Here is a 15,621-nt window from a genome sequence, read left to right as displayed (position 1 = left end):
CACCGAGCCTCCGGGGACTTCCCGGTCAGGAGAACGGGCCGGGCCGGACGAGCTTCTGGGCCTCCTCGGCGCTGGTGGGGCCGGTGCCGTAGGAGGGGCAGAGCGCGGCGAGCGGGCAGACGCCGCAGGCCGGCCGGCGGGCGATGCAGATGCGGCGGCCGTGCCAGATGATCCGGTGGGAGAAGACCGTCCACTCCCGCTTGGGGATCAGCTCGCCCACGACGTGCTCGATCTTGACCGGGTCGATCTCCTCGGTCCAGCCGAACCGCCTGACCAGCCGCTGGAAGTGGGTGTCGACGGTGAGCCCCGGCACCCCGAACGGCTCGCCGGTCTCGGGGTCGACGGCGTTGCCGAGCACCACGTTGGCGGTCTTGCGGCCGACGCCCGGCAGCGTGACGAGGTCATCGAGCTTCTTCGGCACCTTGCCGCCGAACCTGTCGCGCAGCCCGGCCGAGAGCCCGAGCAGCGAACGCGCCTTCGCCCGGTAGAAGCCGGTCGGCTTGATGATCGCCTCCAGGTCCTCCGGGTCGGCCGCCGCGAGGTCGTCGGCCGTCGGGTACTTGGCGAACAGCGCGGGCGTCGTCAGGTTGACCCGCACGTCGGTGGTCTGCGCCGACAGCACGGTGGCGACCAGGAGCTGGAAGGGGTTGTCGAAGTCGAGCTCGCAGTGGGCGTCGGGGTAGGTCTCGGCGAGGATCCGGTTCATCCGGCGGGCCCTGCGCACCAGGCCCAGTCGTGTCTCGGGCCTGCGCCTGCGGGCACCCGCCACATTCGTCGCCATGCCGGAAAGGGTATGTCTCCGCGACACCGCCGCGTGCCGGTACGCCCAGGACGGGCTCGGGAGAGCTGACGATGGTGATAGATCCCCTCTTTTGGAGATAAGCCCGCGTCTGTGCCTGAATGCAGCCGAAGGTCAGGCGCACGAAAGGGTACGAGTAACCTATGTGTGCCGCATGCAGTGGGGTGAGTCACAATGGCAGCAGAGGAGGACGCGTGAACACGGAAGAAGTGCTGGGCAAAGCCCCTCTGTTCGCCGCGCTCGACCGCGAGAGCGCAGCGGCGTTGCGGACGAGCATCACCGAGGTGCAGCTGTCCAAAGGGCAGACGCTCTTCCACGAGAACGAGACGGGTGACCGGCTCTATGTCGTCCTCGACGGCAAGATCAAGCTGTCCCGCACCTCCCCCGACGGGCGCGAGAACCTGCTGAGCGTGCTCGGCCCGAGCGAGATGTTCGGCGAGCTGTCGCTGTTCGACCCGCGCCCGCGCACCGCCACCGCGACCGCGCTGACCGACGTCCGGCTGGCCGGGCTCGGCCACGACGACCTGCGGCCCTGGCTGACCGGCCGCCCCGAGGTGGCGCTCCACCTGCTGCGCGCGCTCGCCCAGCGGCTGCGGCGCACCAACGACGTGCTGGCCGACCTGGTCTTCACCGACGTGCCCGGCCGGGTGGCCAAGCAGCTCCTCGACCTGGCCGAGCGGTTCGGCACCAAGACCGACGACGGCCTGCGCGTCCACCACGACCTCACGCAGGAGGAGCTGGCCCAGCTCGTCGGCGCCTCACGTGAGACGGTCAACAAGGCGCTGGCCGACTTCGCGCAGCGCGGCTGGCTGCGCATCGAGGCCAAGGCCGTGGTGATCCTCGACATGGACCGGCTCTACAACCGCTCCAGATAGTCGAGCTGGGCCCGCACCGACAGCTCGGCGGCGGGCCACAGCGACCGGTCGACGTTCGCGTACACGATCTTCACGATCTCCCTCGGCGTGCGCGCGCCCTGCTCCCGCGCCTGCCTGATCTGGTCCAGGCGTTCGCGCCGGTGCGCGATGTAGCCGTCGAGCGCGCCGATCGGGTCCGGCAGCACCGGCCCGTGGCCCGGCAGCAGCGCCCGCGCCTCCAGGCTCTCCGCCACCGCCCTGAGCCTGTCGAGGCTGCGCAGGTAGTCGGCCAGCCCGCCGTCGCCAGCGATGATCGTGGTGCCCCGGCCCAGCACGGTGTCGCCGGTCAGCATCGCCCGGTCGGCCGGCAGCCAGAAGCACAGCGAGTCGAACGAGTGCCCCGGCGTCCCGTACACGTGGATCTCCAGCCCGGCCACGGTCACCACGTCGCCGTCGGCCAGGCCCTCCTCGCCCAGCCTGTGGCGGGGGTCGAGGGCGCGTACGGGAGCCTCGACGAGCTCGGCGAAGCGCCGGGCGCCGCCGCTGTGGTCGAAATGGCCGTGGGTGAGCAGGATCTCCCGTACCCGGCGCCCGCCCAGGTGGTCGCGGACGCGCAACAGGTGACCCTCGTCGCCGGGGCCCGGGTCGACGACCACGACCTCGTCCTGGCCGCCGATGACCCACGTGTTGGTGCCGTCGAGCGTCATCGCCGACGGGTTGGGCGCGAGCAGGTTCTCGGCGTGGTCCGTACGGGACCCGTCGGGGCCGCCGATCGGGATGTGCAGGCCGCTCATCCGGTCACCAGCCGCCACTCACCGTCGACCTCCACGACCTTCGGCATGATCGTGACGATCTCCCGCTTCTCGGCCAGCACCGACTCCACGCCGTCGTGCCCGGCCAGCTCGGCGAGCGTCTGGCGGGTGGGCGGCATCAGGAAGATCTCTCCCCGGTCGGCCAGCGCGACCGCGTCGGCGGGGCGCTGCCAGACCACCTGGTCCGCCTCGCCGCCTACGTCGCGGGTGCGCTGGCCCTCCGGGAGCACGGCGACGAAGAAGCGGGTGTCGAAGCGCCGGGTCTCGACCTCCGGCGTGATCCAGTGCGCCCACGGCTTGAGCAGGTCGGAGCGCAGCACCAGGCCGCGCCGGTCGAGGAAGTCGGCGAAGGACAGGCTGCGGTCGATGAGCGCCAGCCGGTCGGCCTCCCACCCGTCACCGGTCGTGTCGGCGACCACCGAATCGGGCCCGGCGCCCGCGAGCAGCACGCCCGACTCCTCGAACGTCTCCCGCACGGCGGCGCACACCAGCCCTCTGGCCACCGCCTCGCCAGCTCCGAAGATCCGCCCCCACTCGGCGGGCGACGGCCCGGCCCAGGCCACGGCCTGGTCGGTGTCGCGCGGATCGACGGAGCCGCCGGGGAAGACGTACGCCCCGGCGGCGAAGGCCATCGTGGCCTTGCGGCGCAGCAGGTAGGCCTGGACGCCGTCGGGCCGGCCCGGGCGCAGGATCGCCACCGTGGCGGCGTCCCGCGCCGGGGCCGGGTCGACCTGCCCGGCGATGATGCCCCGTGCCCGCTCGGCGAGCTCGTCGGGGAGCCGAAGTCCAGCCACATGACCTCCTTCTAGAACATCACTCGGTCATGGTGACATATCGGACCTTCAGGACACCTCCGCGATCAGCTCCACTTCCACCGGAGCGTCGAGGGGCAGCGCGGCCACGCCGACGGCGCTGCGCGCGTGCTTGCCGGCCTCGCCGAAGATCTCGGCCAGCAGCTCGCTCGCGCCGTTGGCCACCTGCGGCTGCTGGGTGAAGTCGGGCGCGCTGGCCACGAAGACCACGGCCTTGACGATCCGCTTCACCCGCGACAGCTCGCCGACCTCGGCCTTGAGCGCGGCGACGGCGTTGAGCGCGCAGATGCGGGCCTGCTCGCGGCCCTCGTCGACGCCCAGGTCGGCGCCCAGCTTGCCGGTCTGGTGCAGCTTGCCCTCGACCATCGGGACCTGGCCCGAGGTGTAGACGAGCTGACCGGTGCGCACGGTCGGCACGTAGGCCGCCAGCGGGGCCACGACCTCGGGGAGCGTCAGGCCCAGCTCCTCGATCTTCTGCTCGGGACTCATGCCTTCTCCCTCTTGAAGTACGCGACCAGCTGCTCGGGCGTCGCGCCCTGCACGATCTGGACCAGCTCCCAGCCGTCGGCGCCGAAGTTGTCGAGGATCATCTTGGTGTTGTGTATCAGCACCGGGGCGGTGAGGTACTCCCATTTCTTCATGGGGCTCAGCGTAGTGTGAGCAATCTCAAACGGTGGTCGCGGGCTTTCGACAAGTGACCGTTCGGTAGCCTCGAAGTCGTGGACTCTCCGGACACGGACTGGGACGGCGTGCGACTGCACGTCGTCACCGGCAAGGGCGGCACGGGCAAGACGACGGTCGCCGCGGCCCTCGCCCTCGCCCTCGCCGCAGGCGGCCGCAAGGTGCTGCTCGTGGAGGTGGAGGGCCGCCAGGGCATCGCGCAGATCTTCGACCTGCCGCCGCTGCCGTACGAGGAGCGCCGGATCGCCGTGGCGCCCTCGGGCGGTGACGTGTTCGCGCTGGCCATCGACCCCGAAGACGCCATGCTCGAATACATGGAGATGTTCTACGGGATGCGCCGGGCGGGTCGCGCGCTGACCAAGATGGGTCTCGTCGACTTCGCCACCACCGTGGCCCCCGGCTTCCGGGACGTGCTGGTCACCGGCAAGACCACCGAGGCCGTGCGCCGGCGCGGGCGTGACGGCAAGCGGGTCTACGACGCCGTGGTGCTCGACGCGCCGCCCACGGGCCGCATCACGCGGTTCCTGAACGTCACCCAGGAGGTCGCCGGGCTGGCCAAGGTGGGCCCGATCAAGAGCCACTCCGACCTCGTCCACGGCGTCGTGAAAAGTCCGGAAACGGCTGTGCATTTCGTGACGCTGCTGGAAGAGATGCCCGTCCAGGAAACACTCGACGGAATCGCCGAACTCGCCGGCGCGGGACTGCCCACCGGTGGCATCTTCATCAACATGGTGCGCGAATCCCTCCTCCCGCAGGCCGCCCTTGACAGGGCTGTCAAGGGCGGATTCGACGCCGGAGAGCTCACGCTCGGCCTCAAGGCCGCCGGGCTCGCCGACGGGTCCGACGTCGGCGCCCTGGCCGAGGCGCTCGCCGAAGAGGTCGTCGAGCACGCCCGCCGCACCGACCTCGAACGCGCCGAACGCGAATCGCTGGCCGCCTCCACGCTGCCGCGCTACGAGCTGCCGCTGCTCACCGACGGGGTGGACCTGGCAGGGCTGTACGAGCTGGCCGAGAGCATCCGCAAGCAGGGAGCAGCGTGAAGAAGCCCGCCACCCTCGACATCGACGCCATCCTCGACGACCGGGGCACCCGGATCATCGTCTGCTGCGGCTCGGGCGGCGTCGGCAAGACCACCACGGCCGCCGCGCTGGGCCTGCGCGCCGCCGAACGTGGCAGGTGCGCCGTCGTGCTCACCGTCGACCCGGCCCGCCGCCTGGCCCAGTCGATGGGCCTCACCGAGCTCGACAACACCCCGCGCCTGGTCACCGAGAGCGAGGACGGCGGCCAGCTCTACGCGATGATGCTCGACATGAAGCGCACGTTCGACGAGATCATCGAGGCGCACGCCGATCCCGAACGGGCCCGCCAGATCCTGTCGAACCCCTTCTACCAGTCGCTGTCGTCCAGCTTCTCCGGCACCCAGGAGTACATGGCGATGGAGAAGCTGGGCCAGCTCCGCCGCTCCGACGAGTGGGACCTGATCATCGTCGACACGCCGCCGTCACGCTCGGCGCTCGACTTCCTCGACGCGCCGGAACGGCTCGGCCGCTTCCTCGACGGCAGGTTCATCAAGCTGCTCACCGCACCCGCCAAGGCCGGCGGGCGCAGCGCGTTCAAGCTGCTCAACGCCGGGTTCGGGATCGTCGCCGGAGCCATGACCAAGCTGCTGGGCGCGCAGGTGATCAAGGACCTGCAGACGTTCGTGTCGGCCCTGGACGCGGTGTTCGGCGGTTTCAGGCAGCGCGCCGACCAGACGTACAAGCTGCTCCAGGCACCCGGCACCGCCTTCATCGTGGTCGCCGCGCCGGAGCGCGACGCGATGCGCGAGGCTTCCTACTTCGTCGAGCGGCTGGCCGAGGAGCGGATGCCGCTCGCCGGCCTGGTCGTCAACCGGGTCCACGAGTCGCCGGCGGCGACGCTCTCGGGCGTGAGAAGCGCCGCCGCGGCCGAAGACCTGGAATCGCGGGGCGAGCACGAGCTGACCGCGGCCGTGTTGCGGCTACACACGGGCCGGATGCAGCTCGCCGCTCGCGGGCACCGGGAGCAGGACCACTTCGTCAGCGCCCATCCCACGGTGCCCATCGCCAAGGTGGCAGCCATGACCGAGGACGTGCACGACCTGGATGGCCTGCGACGCGTCGGAGAGCTCCTGGCGAACGGCTGAGAGCACGGCCGGGGTCGGCCGCGCTCTCGGGCCGGCTCAGCCGGCGATCAGCTCGTTGGTCCGCTCGTACTCTTCTTTGGCCGACTCGAGCAGCTCGCGCCACGAGTCGACGTCCGGTCGCCGCCGAAGCAGCGCTCGCCGCTCCCGCTCGGTCATACCGCCCCACACCCCGAACTCGATGCGGTTGTCGAGCGCATCGGCGAGGCATTCGGTACGGACAGGGCATCCTCGGCAGATGAGCTTCGCCCTGTTCTGGGCGGCTCCCTGGACGAACAGAGCGTCAGGATCCGCACCTTTACAGGCGGCACGGGAGGTCCAATCCGTGATCCACATTTTCGACCCCACTCCCCTTAGGTGGTCAGTCGTCAGTTGGGGCCGACGGGCGCGGGCGCCGAGCCTCCGTATTCAGTTGCCGCAGGGAGAACGTACGCAAGAAGACCTTCGGGCCGACAGACCCCAGAGGACCAAATTCTCGCTGGAGTCTTGACCGGGAATGACTAGTCACCCCCGTCAGTCAAGGCGAAATGCAGGCGTGTTACCGATAAGGTCACCCTTTCGACGTACCCTTGGTACTGTGCAAGCTCAGGGCAAAGATCGTTCCTCGCCGATCCTGAACGTCATCAAGCTGATCGCAGCTGGGTCGGCCGCAGGCGTGCTGGCGGCAGCCGTGGCGCTGCCCGCGGTCGGCGGCGCGGGCGTCTCCGCCAAGAGCGGCATGGAGATGCTCGACCTCAAGCCCGAGGACCTGGCCGAACCGCCGCTGTCCGAGCGCACAGTGCTGCTCGACGCCAACGGCGACCAGATCGCGCAGTTCTACTTCGAGAACCGCCAGTCGGTGACCCTCGACAAGGTCGCGCCCATCATGCAGAAGGCCCTGATCGCGATCGAGGACTTCCGCTTCTACCAGCACGGACCGATCGACATCGAGGGCACCACCCGGGCGCTGATCAAGAACCTTACCACCGGCGGCGTGACGCAGGGCGGTTCTTCGATCACACAGCAGTACGTGAAGCAGGTGCTGGTCAACTCGGCCGAGACGCCCGAGGAGCAGGCGGCGGCCATCGCCCCCACGATCTCCCGCAAACTGGCCGAACTGCGCTACGCGATGGCGATCGAGAAGAAGTACACCAAGGACCAGATCCTCGAGCGCTACCTGAACATCGCCTACTTCGGCGCCGGAGCCCACGGCATCCAGGCAGCCGCCAAGCGCTTCTTCGACAAGCCCGCCTCCAAGCTCACCCTGGCCCAGGCCGCCACCCTCGCCGGCGCCGTCCAGAACCCAGCCAGGACCGACCCCAACGTCGGCCCCAAGTCGCGCGCGCTGCTGCTGGAGCGGCGCAACGTGGTGCTCGACCGGATGGCCGAGATCGGCACCATCACCAAGGCCGAGGCCGCCGACGCCAAGGCCAAGAAGCTCGGCTGGAAGGACGTCCCGTTCCCCGGCGGGTGCGAGGAGAGCGAATACCCGTACTTCTGCCTCTACGTGCAGAACGAGATCCTGCTCAACGCCGACTTCGGCAAGACCGCCAAGGACCGGCTCAAGCTCCTCCAGCGCGGCGGCCTGACCATCAAGACCACGATCGACCCGAAGATGCAGAAGGCGTCCGAAAAGGCGATCAAGAAGTACGTGAGCCCCAAGGACAAGCCCGTCGCCGCCCAGGCGATGATCGTCCCGGGCACCGGCGAGATCAAGGCCATGGCCGCCTCCCGCAAGTACGGCAACAACAAGAAGAAGAACGAGATCAGCTACAACCTCGTCGCCGACATGGCACACGGCGGCGGCCCCGGCTTCCAGCAGGGCTCAACCGCCAAGGCCTACACGCTGGCCACGGCGCTCGAAGAGGGGCTGAAGTTCAACGACGGCTTCCCCTCCCCCGCCGGCTACACCGCCTCCGGCTACAGCGCGTTCAAGAACTGCAAGGGCAAGAACGTCGGCGACCCCAGCCACGAGGTGCGCAACTCCAGCGAGGGCGGCGGCGGCTTCAAGACCCTGCAGACCGGCACCTGGGGCTCGGTCAACACGTTCTTCATGCGGCTGGAGCAGGAAGTCGGCCTCTGCAAGGTGGTCAAGCTGTCCAAGCGCCTCGGGCTCAAGCGGGCCGACGGCGACGACCTGCGCGAGTTCGAGACCTTCACGCTCGGCATCAACGAGGTCGACCCGGTCACCGTGGCCAACTCCTACGCCGTCTTCGGCGCGCGCGGCAAGTACTGCCAGCCGCTCGCCGTCACCGAGGTCAAGGACCGCTACGGCGAGGTCATGCGGTTCAAGCCCAAGTGCTCGCAGGTCATGGACGAGGAGGTGGCCGACGCCGTCAGCGCCGTGCTGGAAGGCGTCTTCACCAAGGGCACCATGACCGGCGTCGGCGGCATCGGCCGTGACGCCGCCGGCAAGACCGGCACCACCGACGGCTACACCGCCGCCTGGTTCGCCGGCTACACCCCGAACCTCGCCTCCGCCGTCAGCCTCGGCGACCCGCGCGGCGCCTTCGCCCACGACCTCGTCGGCGTCACCATCGGCGGGCAGTACTACGGGTACGTCTACGGCGCGTCGATCTCCGGGCCGATCTGGAAGGACTCGATGATGGCCGCGCTCAAGGGCGTCGAGGCGGCCAAGTTCCATCCCGTCGACCAGTCACGCTTCGGCGGCTGCACCGACGAGTGCGCGCCCAAGCCCAAGAAGAAGAAGGACAAGGGCGACGACGGCGACGAAGGCGGTCCCGACGTCGGCGACCCGTCCGACCTGGCCGACTGGTTCGACGACCGGCGCGGCGACGGCAACGGCGACGACCGGGGCCAGAACGGCGACTGGGGCGACAACCCGCTCCTGCCCGCCCGCAACTAGCCCGCGGGCCTCCGGCCCCGCCAGAGGCCCGCCACAGCCCTCAGGACGCCAGCCGCGCCCGCACGGCCGCGGCCACCCGGCCGCCCTCGGCCCGCCCGGCCACCTTCGGGTTGACGACCTTCATGACCTGGCCCATGGCCTGCGGCCCCGACGCGCCGGTCTCGGCCACCGCCTCGTCGACCAGCCTGGCCAGCTCCTCGTCGGAGAGCTGCGCCGGCAGATACTCCTCCAGCACCGCCTGCTCGTCCAGCTCCGCCTGCGCCTGCTCGGCGCGCCCGGCGTTGCCGAAAGCCTCCGCCGCCTCCCGCCGCTTCTTCGCCTCACGGGTCAGCACCTTGACGATCTCCGCGTCGGAGAGCTCCCTGGCCTCCTTGCCGGCGACCTCCTCCACGTTCACCGCGGCCAGTGCCATCCGAATGGTCCGGAGCCGAACCTCGTCCCGGGCCTTGAGTGAGGCCGTCAGATCGGCCTTCAGCTTGTCCTTCAATGCGCTCATGCGGTCCATCTTGCCGCGTGCGCGAACGCCCCGTGCCGGATGTCGGGCATCATGAAGAGGTGAGGAAAGCAGTCGCGGTGCCCCTGTCAGTGCTCGGCCTCGGCCTGGCCGGGCTCGGATACGCCTCGGTCGTGGAGCGCAACTCGTTCCGGCTGCGGCGCTTCGACGTGCCGGTGCTCGCCCCCGGCCAGCGGCCGGTGCGCATCCTGCACCTGTCCGACCTCCACCTGACGCCCCGCCGCACCATGCTGATCAACTGGGTGCGCTCCCTCGGCTCGCTGGAGCCCGACCTCGTCGTCAACACCGGCGACTCCATCGCCCACCCCGACGCCGTCCCGTCGCTCCTGCACGCCCTCGAGCCGCTGCTCGCCCGGCCCGGCCTGTTCGTGTACGGCTCCAACGACCTCTACGCCCCCCAGCCGAAGAACCCGGCCCGCTACCTGTGGCGCACCTCCCGCAACGAACGCCGCCAGCACATCCCCAACCTCCCCTGGGAAGAGCTCGGCGCCGGCATGGCCGCCGAAGGCTGGCTCGACATGAACAACACCACCGCCCGCCTCAAGGTCGGCGACCTCGACGTCGCCGTGGCCGGCATCCACGACTCCCACATCTCCCGCGACCGCTACGACCTCGTCGCCGGCCCCGCCCCCGCGGACGCCGACCTGCGCCTCGGCGTCATGCACTCCCCCGAGCCGCGCAACATGACCGCCTTCGCCGCCGACGGCTACCAGCTCCTGCTCGCCGGCCACACCCACGGCGGCCAGCTCTGCGTCCCCTTCTACGGCGCCCTCGTCACCAACTGCGGCATCGACCGCGCCCGCGTCAAGGGCCTCAGCCGCCACGACTCCGCCTGGCTCCACGTCTCCGCCGGCCTCGGGACCAGCCCGTACGCCCCCGTCCGCTTCGCGTGTTTCCCGGAGGCGTCGCTGCTCACGCTGGTTCCCCGACGGTGACGGTCACAAGCACGCCCGAAGTCGGCTAGACTTTCCCAGGCACGAGCAAGACGGCGTGCACCGGGGTGTAGCGCAGCTTGGCAGCGCGCTTCGTTCGGGACGAAGAGGTCGTGGGTTCAAATCCCGCCACCCCGACAGTAGTAGCCGCAGGTAGAAGGCCGCTTCCGAAGATCGGAAGCGGCCTCTCTTGTCTTCTGAGCGACTACGCCCTCCTCTACCGCTGAGAGGCCCCAAGGAGTTCCGCATCCCGCCCTCTGGCTCGCGAGCCATGACCTTCACGGGCGTGCCCAACTCCTCACGGATGTTGGTACGCCTGCACATACAGGTCCTCCGCTCGGTCAGTATCAGTGAGAGCGGGCTCCCCGGCAGCATGCCCTTTATAGGCGGCCTCGGAGAAGGACCACGTTCCGCTCACCTCGGGCTGGGAATGCCTCCGCACAGGTAGGTGGACTCTTCCAGCAGTTGCGGTGTCAGCGTGATCCCGGTGAGACTCTCGGCCAAGAGGAACGCCGGCCCTTCGTGGGGGTAGGTGTGTGATGGAAAGACGGAGTCGATCCGCTGCATGGTCTCCGCGAGTTCGTCCGGCATCTCCTCTGAGTAGCGCTCCGGGTATGGAAACTCAAGCTGAATCTTTCCGTCTTTGATCCAGTGGGAGTAGCCGTCCTGGTTCATGTACTCGAACCGGATTTTTCCGTCTTCGATCCAGTAGAAGTAGTCCATGCACTTGATGTCGAGGTAGTACTGGGAGACGAGGCGGGTCCTCGCCGACAGCGGCAGGATGATCTCCTCGGTGACGCCGAGCGAGCCGAGGGGCTCGACGAGGAGTACCCAGTCTTCGATGGCGACGGCACCGAAGAACATGTTCTTCCCGTCGTAACGGGAGTAGGCGACCCCGGCCAGTTCCTCGAGCGTCATAGGCGTGAACTCCCCTAACCAGCCACCGAGCCGGGTCGCCACTTCCTCGAGCGCCAAGCCGCGGACATAGGTGAAGCAGTAGCCGTCCCCCATGGCAGAGCTCACATCGGAGAACCGGGTGTTGTCGTCAGGAGTAGCGATCATGTCGTCATGCTCGCAGCACCTACCGACACAATGAGCATCGTCAACTCTGGAGGAGCAGCGCTTTCATTGCACGATGGTGGTGGCGTGGTGCGGGCAGCGCCTATCGACTTGGTCGATCTCTGGCGGGAAAGACATGTCACACGGGCGCGGGAGGACTCCACCGAATGTGACGGCGTACAGGGTGCGGACCTGGCGCCGATCTTCCCGCGTAGGGCGCGGCAGGAGCACAAGAGTGCGCACCACCTCAACGACCTGCACGGATGAATCATCGACGTCCAGAGGATGGCATCGTCGGCAGGCGCAGTCTGGCTGGTCGGGGCCCCGCTCGATGCCGCACCGACATCACTCGTCTTCCGGCGGCCGGTGACCGTTCTGTCGGGGTAGATCGTGGTCGGATGCGGTGCTGAGCGAGACCGGGCGCCACAGGTCGAGCTCCTGAGCCACGTGCTCGAGTTTGGCTTCGACGTGAGCAACGGCGTCGGCACCGAGCTGCAGCCGCAACGGAGGATCGTCGACGGTCAGGAGGTCGAGGATCGCGACAGCCGCCTTGCGTGGATCTCCAGGCAAGAGTGAGCCGCGATCAAAGACCGGCGGGAGGGTGGCGAAACGGCCGAGTTCGACGACGGTCACGCAGACGCCGAACTCCTCCAGTTCAGCGCGGAGGGTCTCGCACAGCGCCTCGACGGCCGCCATGGAGGCGCCATACAGACCCGAACCGGCCGGGGCCGAGAAGCCGGCAGCCGAGCCTACGACGATGATCCGGCCGGCCTGCTGCGCGCTCAGTACCGGCAGCACGGCGCGGGCCATGGCGAGCATACCGACGACGTTGATGTCGAACAGGGCCCGAGCCTGCGCGTCGGTCGTCTCCCGCAGGGGGGCGCGGACGGTCCTGGCCACATCGTGGACGAGCACGTCGATCCGGCCGAAGCGGCGCATCGACTGCTCGACCGCCGCCGTCGGCGCCTGCGGCCGCATCAGATCCAGCTCCAGGGGGAGCACTTCACCACCCATCCCGGCGAAGGCTTCCGTAACCGCCGCCAGGTCACGGTCAGTGGCAACCACCCGGTGTCCTCGCCGCAGCGCTTCGCGGGCTACGCGGTGCCCGATGCCTCGTACCGCGCCCGTGATGAACCAGACAGCCATGCATATCCACCCGATGTCGGCCTCCCCCAGCAGGAGGCGGTGAAGACACCGTGCCGGTAAAAGCAACAGGGCACATCGCACGAATGTACGAGGACCGTCAGGTGCGCCGCGTCCAGCCAGTGGCCTGTCACCGATCGCTGGACGGGTCATTGATCTCGGGCGGTGAACCCACGGCCCACGCCAAGTGCGGGGGAGAGCCCTCTTGACCTGGACGATGGCGGTCCTGTCTCGATCCCGCTGTCACGGATCCGGGGGGCGCCCGGTCTACGTGGGCGAGGCAACCCGAAAAGCCCGCCTTCCCGAAGGCCTGCGCGGACAACGCGCACGGAGCCTGCAAGGTCCGAACGAAAATCACGATGAAGCGGTGACTTCCCCATGAACGACAACATCCTTGAGCCTGCGGCGCAGGAACTCGCCGAAGCGACCTCCAAGCCTCACCCGGCGCCCCCGGGGCCGGCTGGCGCGCCGACGGCGACCATCCGGCACCCTTCGCGCCTGCCACCCCGCGCGCTTCCCACCTCATTCGTCGGTGAGGCGAACCTGTCTACGCAAGCCTTTGGTGGAGGGATGAGCTGCCCCACCGATGAAAGTGATTTCCTGCACGAGCTCAAGGTCGTGGTCGCGATCGAACTGCACACGGCCGACCTGTGTCACTCGCAGCACCCCCGCGATCTGCCGGTCACCGAGTGGCTGGTCGATCCCACCGAGACCGAGCGCGAGCAGGTGGGGCTGCGCGGCATTCTGGCCGCGATCACGGAGCTGGAGAACGGCTCCCTGTTCCCGCTCGCCACCGAAGACGGGCGCATGTGACCGCCACGAACCTGTCGATCCGCCACAGAAAGCTGCAACTGTGACCGACCCACGAACACCCCTTGAACGTGAAGCGCGAAGCCGACGGACTGGACGTCGACCGGACCAGGACCCGGGGGCGGCGATGACCGACGACGACGCTGCGGCGTTCATAGCGGCCAGGACCGCGCCTCATCAGCCCTCGATCCAGCCGCGCTCCGTGGATGGGGCGGTCGACGACGTGTCCACCGACGCAACCGCGTACGTGCACCGGCATCAGAACACGCTGGTCATCGCCTCGGGATTCCTTCCGCGACTCGACGCGTCCGGCAAGCGCCGGCCGGTCGGTTCGGCGGAGCCTGCGTCTGGAACAGGATCTTCCATGCCCCCTGAGGCCGGCGTTTCCGGATCTACACCGCTCCCGGCACACCAGCGACAGGCGCCGGCACGACGGGTTCATGGTGAGCGTACGGTCTCCTCTCTGCGGCCCGACCTTTCGGCCGTAACCGAGAGAGCTGCCACCACGTCGCTGACGCTGAGGCATCGGCACCTTCCCGGGACGAGCGTGATCGCGGTTGGCGGTGAGATCGATCTCGCCAACAGCGGCCAACTGGCCTGCTACGTCAAGAGGGTCCGCCGGCCCGGCGACCACGTGGTCTTCGACCTGACCGAGGTGTCCTTCCTGGACTGCTCAGGCCTGCGGGTGCTGATATCCAGCCACCGCCAGGCCACCGCCGACAACGCGGGCGTACGGCTGGCCGGGGTTCGTGGCGTCCCCGCCCGGCTGCTCCAACTCGTCCGGCTACAAGCGCTTCTGCCGGTTCACAGCACGGTCGAGCAGGCCCTCGCCACCATCCTGACCACCTGAAACACCCCGGCCATGCCGACCCATCGTTCGAGGTAGATCATGGCTGTTCATCAGTTCCATCAGCGCCGAGAGGCCCGATCCCCTCTGCCAGACCTGTCCCGTACGAGCGTCCTTCCTCGACTGGACCCTGCGCACCCCCCGCCAACGGCTGGCTACGGGGCTGACAGCCCCATCCCCGCCGAGACCGGCTCGGGCAGAACACCTCAACTGAGGCCCGCCGTTCAACAGAGGCCCCCGACGGGCCCGGATCGACACCCCTTGTACAGTCTGCGGCGGACTGTCGAGCCACGCACGCGACGCTACCCGGAGGCCGTCGAGGAGATACCGTGCCTGGCGCTTCTGACCTTCCCGACCCCGACCCGGCCGGGTGGCAGGAGCGCAATCACTACCCCGCGGACCGGGGCTCCCCTGGCAGCCAAGCAATCGGACCATACCGGGCGTACATGCTGAAGGCGGGAACCGACCCCGGTTCCCGCCCTCTCCTTGTTCAACGTGCGGTGGTGAACAGGAACGCGCAGTCCTCTACAGCCTCCATGCGGTGGCGGCGTTCCGGCATGACCAGCAGGTCGCCGGGCAGCCCGTCCCATGAGTCAGGCCCGGCGACAAGCCGCACCCGCCCGCGCAGCACGTGCACCGTGACCTCGCCGGGATGCTCGCTCTCGTGAATGTGCTCGCCCTGCCGCAACGCCATGACGGTCTGCCGCAGCGAACGATCGTGTCCACCGTGGACAGTGGTGGCACTGCGACCCCTGTTCGCCTCGCGAGCGTGCGTGAGCAGCTGGTGGACGAGTGCGGTCAGCGACACCTTGGTCATGACTGCGGTGCGCGACGGTCTCGCCGAGCTTCCAACTCCTCGGAGCTGACCGGCGTCAGCATCGGCTGCCCAGGCGCGCAGAACATCGTCACCACGAACGCCGACTCCTCATCAGCCAGGTGGTTGCCGTCCTGGTAATGAATCACGTCCCCACCTGGCTCCCAGAACGCCTCACCGGCCCGGACAACCCGCACAGGTTCGCCTTCGAGCTCGAAATTGATGGCTCCCTTGATCACGTACCCATAGGCGGGCCCGGAGTGCCGGTGAGGCGGCGCGCCGGGGCTGTTCGGCGGCAGTGTGACCAGGATCGTCATCGCCTCGGCGCCCTCCGGCGCGGGCGGCGCTCCCGCTACGGTGGCGACCACGTCGATCTTCGGTGGCGGCCCGCTCGTGTCGGGGCTCTCAAGGTGGTGAGCGTGAGCGATGCTCATCAGGCGTCCCTTCGCGAAACCGTGGCCGGCTCGTTCCGGCCGATCAGTAGCTCAGACCAGACAGCGGCCCCGATATGTGACACCGTCGTGAACAGCGCTCCTGC

18 protein-coding genes and 1 tRNA gene are annotated in these 15,621 nt (G+C 68.9%); 8 read left to right on the top strand and 11 right to left on the bottom strand.

Annotation, left to right across the window (positions count from 1 at the left end; all coding sequences use genetic code 11):
* Positions 1–25: 25 nt before the first annotated feature.
* Positions 26–781 (bottom strand): endonuclease III, encoded by a 756-nt coding sequence (gene nth / locus KME80_RS01650; RefSeq protein WP_219499394.1) that lies wholly within the window; start codon positions 779–781, stop codon positions 26–28.
* Between the two features lie 212 nt (positions 782–993).
* Between nth and KME80_RS01645 the strand changes: the two genes are divergently transcribed.
* Positions 994–1,674 carry a Crp/Fnr family transcriptional regulator gene (locus tag KME80_RS01645; RefSeq protein WP_308125572.1) on the top strand — a complete coding sequence of 227 codons (681 nt, stop codon included), beginning with the start codon at positions 994–996 and terminating at the stop codon, positions 1,672–1,674.
* Here KME80_RS01645 and KME80_RS01640 read toward each other — a convergent pair.
* From KME80_RS01640 to sp36, 4 genes are read right to left on the bottom strand one after another with little or no spacing between them, the layout of a single operon-like run.
* A complete protein-coding gene (locus KME80_RS01640) occupies positions 1,656–2,447 on the bottom strand; it encodes an MBL fold metallo-hydrolase (protein WP_219499389.1) in 792 nt (263 codons plus the stop codon). The genes KME80_RS01645 and KME80_RS01640 overlap by 19 nt on opposite strands.
* Positions 2,444–3,259, bottom strand: coding sequence for an NUDIX hydrolase (locus tag KME80_RS01635; RefSeq protein WP_219499386.1), 816 nt, complete (start codon positions 3,257–3,259; stop codon positions 2,444–2,446). Before KME80_RS01635 ends, KME80_RS01640 begins: the two co-directional genes overlap by 4 nt.
* 48 nt (positions 3,260–3,307) lie before the next feature.
* Positions 3,308–3,766 carry a RidA family protein gene (locus KME80_RS01630; protein WP_219499383.1) on the bottom strand — a complete coding sequence of 153 codons (459 nt, stop codon included), beginning with the start codon at positions 3,764–3,766 and terminating at the stop codon, positions 3,308–3,310.
* Positions 3,763–3,918 carry a Sp36 family protein gene (gene sp36 / locus KME80_RS01625; protein WP_156325316.1) on the bottom strand — a complete coding sequence of 52 codons (156 nt, stop codon included), beginning with the start codon at positions 3,916–3,918 and terminating at the stop codon, positions 3,763–3,765. Before sp36 ends, KME80_RS01630 begins: the two co-directional genes overlap by 4 nt.
* 78 nt (positions 3,919–3,996) lie before the next feature.
* Between sp36 and bagA the strand changes: the two genes are divergently transcribed.
* Together bagA and bagB are read left to right on the top strand one after the other, a co-directional pair.
* Positions 3,997–4,998, top strand: a complete 1,002-nt coding sequence (bagA, locus tag KME80_RS01620) for an ATPase BagA (RefSeq protein ID WP_219499371.1) — start codon at positions 3,997–3,999, stop codon at positions 4,996–4,998.
* A complete protein-coding gene (gene bagB, locus KME80_RS01615) occupies positions 4,995–6,122 on the top strand; it encodes an ATPase BagB (RefSeq protein ID WP_219499367.1) in 1,128 nt (375 codons plus the stop codon). The genes bagA and bagB overlap by 4 nt, the downstream gene beginning before the upstream one ends.
* A gap of 36 nt (positions 6,123–6,158) precedes the next feature.
* Here the strand turns inward: bagB and KME80_RS01610 are convergent, their stop codons facing one another.
* Positions 6,159–6,455 (bottom strand): WhiB family transcriptional regulator, encoded by a 297-nt coding sequence (locus KME80_RS01610; protein ID WP_020542548.1) that lies wholly within the window; start codon positions 6,453–6,455, stop codon positions 6,159–6,161.
* Between the two features lie 241 nt (positions 6,456–6,696).
* Here KME80_RS01610 and KME80_RS01605 point away from each other — a divergent pair, with 241 nt between their 5' ends.
* Positions 6,697–8,964, top strand: a complete 2,268-nt coding sequence (locus KME80_RS01605) for a transglycosylase domain-containing protein (RefSeq protein WP_308125571.1) — start codon at positions 6,697–6,699, stop codon at positions 8,962–8,964.
* A gap of 40 nt (positions 8,965–9,004) precedes the next feature.
* Here the strand turns inward: KME80_RS01605 and KME80_RS01600 are convergent, their stop codons facing one another.
* Entirely contained in the window at positions 9,005–9,460 is a 456-nt protein-coding gene (locus tag KME80_RS01600; RefSeq protein WP_219499362.1) for a GatB/YqeY domain-containing protein, read from the bottom strand.
* Between the two features lie 59 nt (positions 9,461–9,519).
* On the opposite strand from KME80_RS01600, the gene KME80_RS01595 reads away from it, so the two are divergent.
* Both KME80_RS01595 and KME80_RS01590 read left to right on the top strand, forming a co-directional pair.
* On the top strand, positions 9,520–10,413 hold the full coding sequence (locus tag KME80_RS01595) for a metallophosphoesterase (protein ID WP_219499360.1): 894 nt from the start codon (positions 9,520–9,522) through the stop codon (positions 10,411–10,413).
* A gap of 61 nt (positions 10,414–10,474) precedes the next feature.
* Positions 10,475–10,548, top strand: a tRNA-Pro gene (locus KME80_RS01590).
* A 276-nt stretch (positions 10,549–10,824) separates the two neighbouring features.
* On the opposite strand, the gene KME80_RS01585 is transcribed toward KME80_RS01590, so the two are convergent.
* Together KME80_RS01585 and KME80_RS01580 are read right to left on the bottom strand one after the other, a co-directional pair.
* Positions 10,825–11,472, bottom strand: coding sequence for a DUF6461 domain-containing protein (locus KME80_RS01585; protein WP_219499358.1), 648 nt, complete (start codon positions 11,470–11,472; stop codon positions 10,825–10,827).
* 342 nt (positions 11,473–11,814) lie between these two features.
* Positions 11,815–12,615: an SDR family NAD(P)-dependent oxidoreductase gene (locus KME80_RS01580; RefSeq protein ID WP_219499356.1), complete on the bottom strand. Its 801-nt coding sequence runs from the start codon at positions 12,613–12,615 to the stop codon at positions 11,815–11,817.
* Between the two features lie 375 nt (positions 12,616–12,990).
* On the opposite strand from KME80_RS01580, the gene KME80_RS01575 reads away from it, so the two are divergent.
* The gene (locus tag KME80_RS01575) at positions 12,991–13,425 is read left to right on the top strand and encodes a hypothetical protein (RefSeq protein ID WP_219499354.1); all 435 of its coding nucleotides are present in this window, start codon (positions 12,991–12,993) and stop codon (positions 13,423–13,425) included.
* A gap of 124 nt (positions 13,426–13,549) precedes the next feature.
* Positions 13,550–14,272, top strand: a complete 723-nt coding sequence (locus tag KME80_RS01570) for an STAS domain-containing protein (RefSeq protein WP_219499352.1) — start codon at positions 13,550–13,552, stop codon at positions 14,270–14,272.
* A gap of 487 nt (positions 14,273–14,759) precedes the next feature.
* Here KME80_RS01570 and KME80_RS49895 read toward each other — a convergent pair whose 3' ends face one another.
* Both KME80_RS49895 and KME80_RS01560 read right to left on the bottom strand, forming a co-directional pair.
* Positions 14,760–14,963 carry a cupin domain-containing protein gene (locus KME80_RS49895; protein WP_246643628.1) on the bottom strand — a complete coding sequence of 68 codons (204 nt, stop codon included), beginning with the start codon at positions 14,961–14,963 and terminating at the stop codon, positions 14,760–14,762.
* A 119-nt stretch (positions 14,964–15,082) separates the two neighbouring features.
* Positions 15,083–15,517: a cupin domain-containing protein gene (locus KME80_RS01560; RefSeq protein WP_219499348.1), complete on the bottom strand. Its 435-nt coding sequence runs from the start codon at positions 15,515–15,517 to the stop codon at positions 15,083–15,085.
* Between the last annotated feature and the right edge of the window lie 104 nt (positions 15,518–15,621).

This window comes from Nonomuraea ceibae, assembly GCF_019396325.1.
Lineage (GTDB): Bacteria > Actinomycetota > Actinomycetes > Streptosporangiales > Streptosporangiaceae > Nonomuraea > Nonomuraea ceibae.
The sequence above is the reverse complement of the archived record's forward strand: the minus strand, read 5'-3'. Positions and strand labels throughout refer to the sequence as shown.

Bases quoted from the DNA above. Each gene is read 5' to 3' on its own strand.
- nth (WP_219499394.1), bottom strand. From the start codon at position 781: ATGGCGACGAATGTGGCGGGTGCCCGCAGGCGCAGGCCCGAGACACGA.
- KME80_RS01640 (WP_219499389.1), bottom strand. From the start codon at position 2,447: ATGAGCGGCCTGCACATCCCGATCGGCGGCCCCGACGGGTCCCGTACG.
- KME80_RS01630 (WP_219499383.1), bottom strand. From the start codon at position 3,766: ATGAGTCCCGAGCAGAAGATCGAGGAGCTGGGCCTGACGCTCCCCGAG.
- sp36 (WP_156325316.1), bottom strand. From the start codon at position 3,918: ATGAAGAAATGGGAGTACCTCACCGCCCCGGTGCTGATACACAACACC.
- KME80_RS01610 (WP_020542548.1), bottom strand. From the start codon at position 6,455: ATGTGGATCACGGATTGGACCTCCCGTGCCGCCTGTAAAGGTGCGGAT.
- KME80_RS01600 (WP_219499362.1), bottom strand. From the start codon at position 9,460: ATGAGCGCATTGAAGGACAAGCTGAAGGCCGATCTGACGGCCTCACTC.
- KME80_RS01585 (WP_219499358.1), bottom strand. From the start codon at position 11,472: ATGATCGCTACTCCTGACGACAACACCCGGTTCTCCGATGTGAGCTCT.
- KME80_RS01580 (WP_219499356.1), bottom strand. From the start codon at position 12,615: ATGGCTGTCTGGTTCATCACGGGCGCGGTACGAGGCATCGGGCACCGC.
- KME80_RS01575 (WP_219499354.1), top strand. From the start codon at position 12,991: ATGAACGACAACATCCTTGAGCCTGCGGCGCAGGAACTCGCCGAAGCG.
- KME80_RS01570 (WP_219499352.1), top strand. From the start codon at position 13,550: ATGACCGACGACGACGCTGCGGCGTTCATAGCGGCCAGGACCGCGCCT.
- KME80_RS49895 (WP_246643628.1), bottom strand. From the start codon at position 14,963: ATGGCGTTGCGGCAGGGCGAGCACATTCACGAGAGCGAGCATCCCGGC.
- KME80_RS01560 (WP_219499348.1), bottom strand. From the start codon at position 15,517: ATGAGCATCGCTCACGCTCACCACCTTGAGAGCCCCGACACGAGCGGG.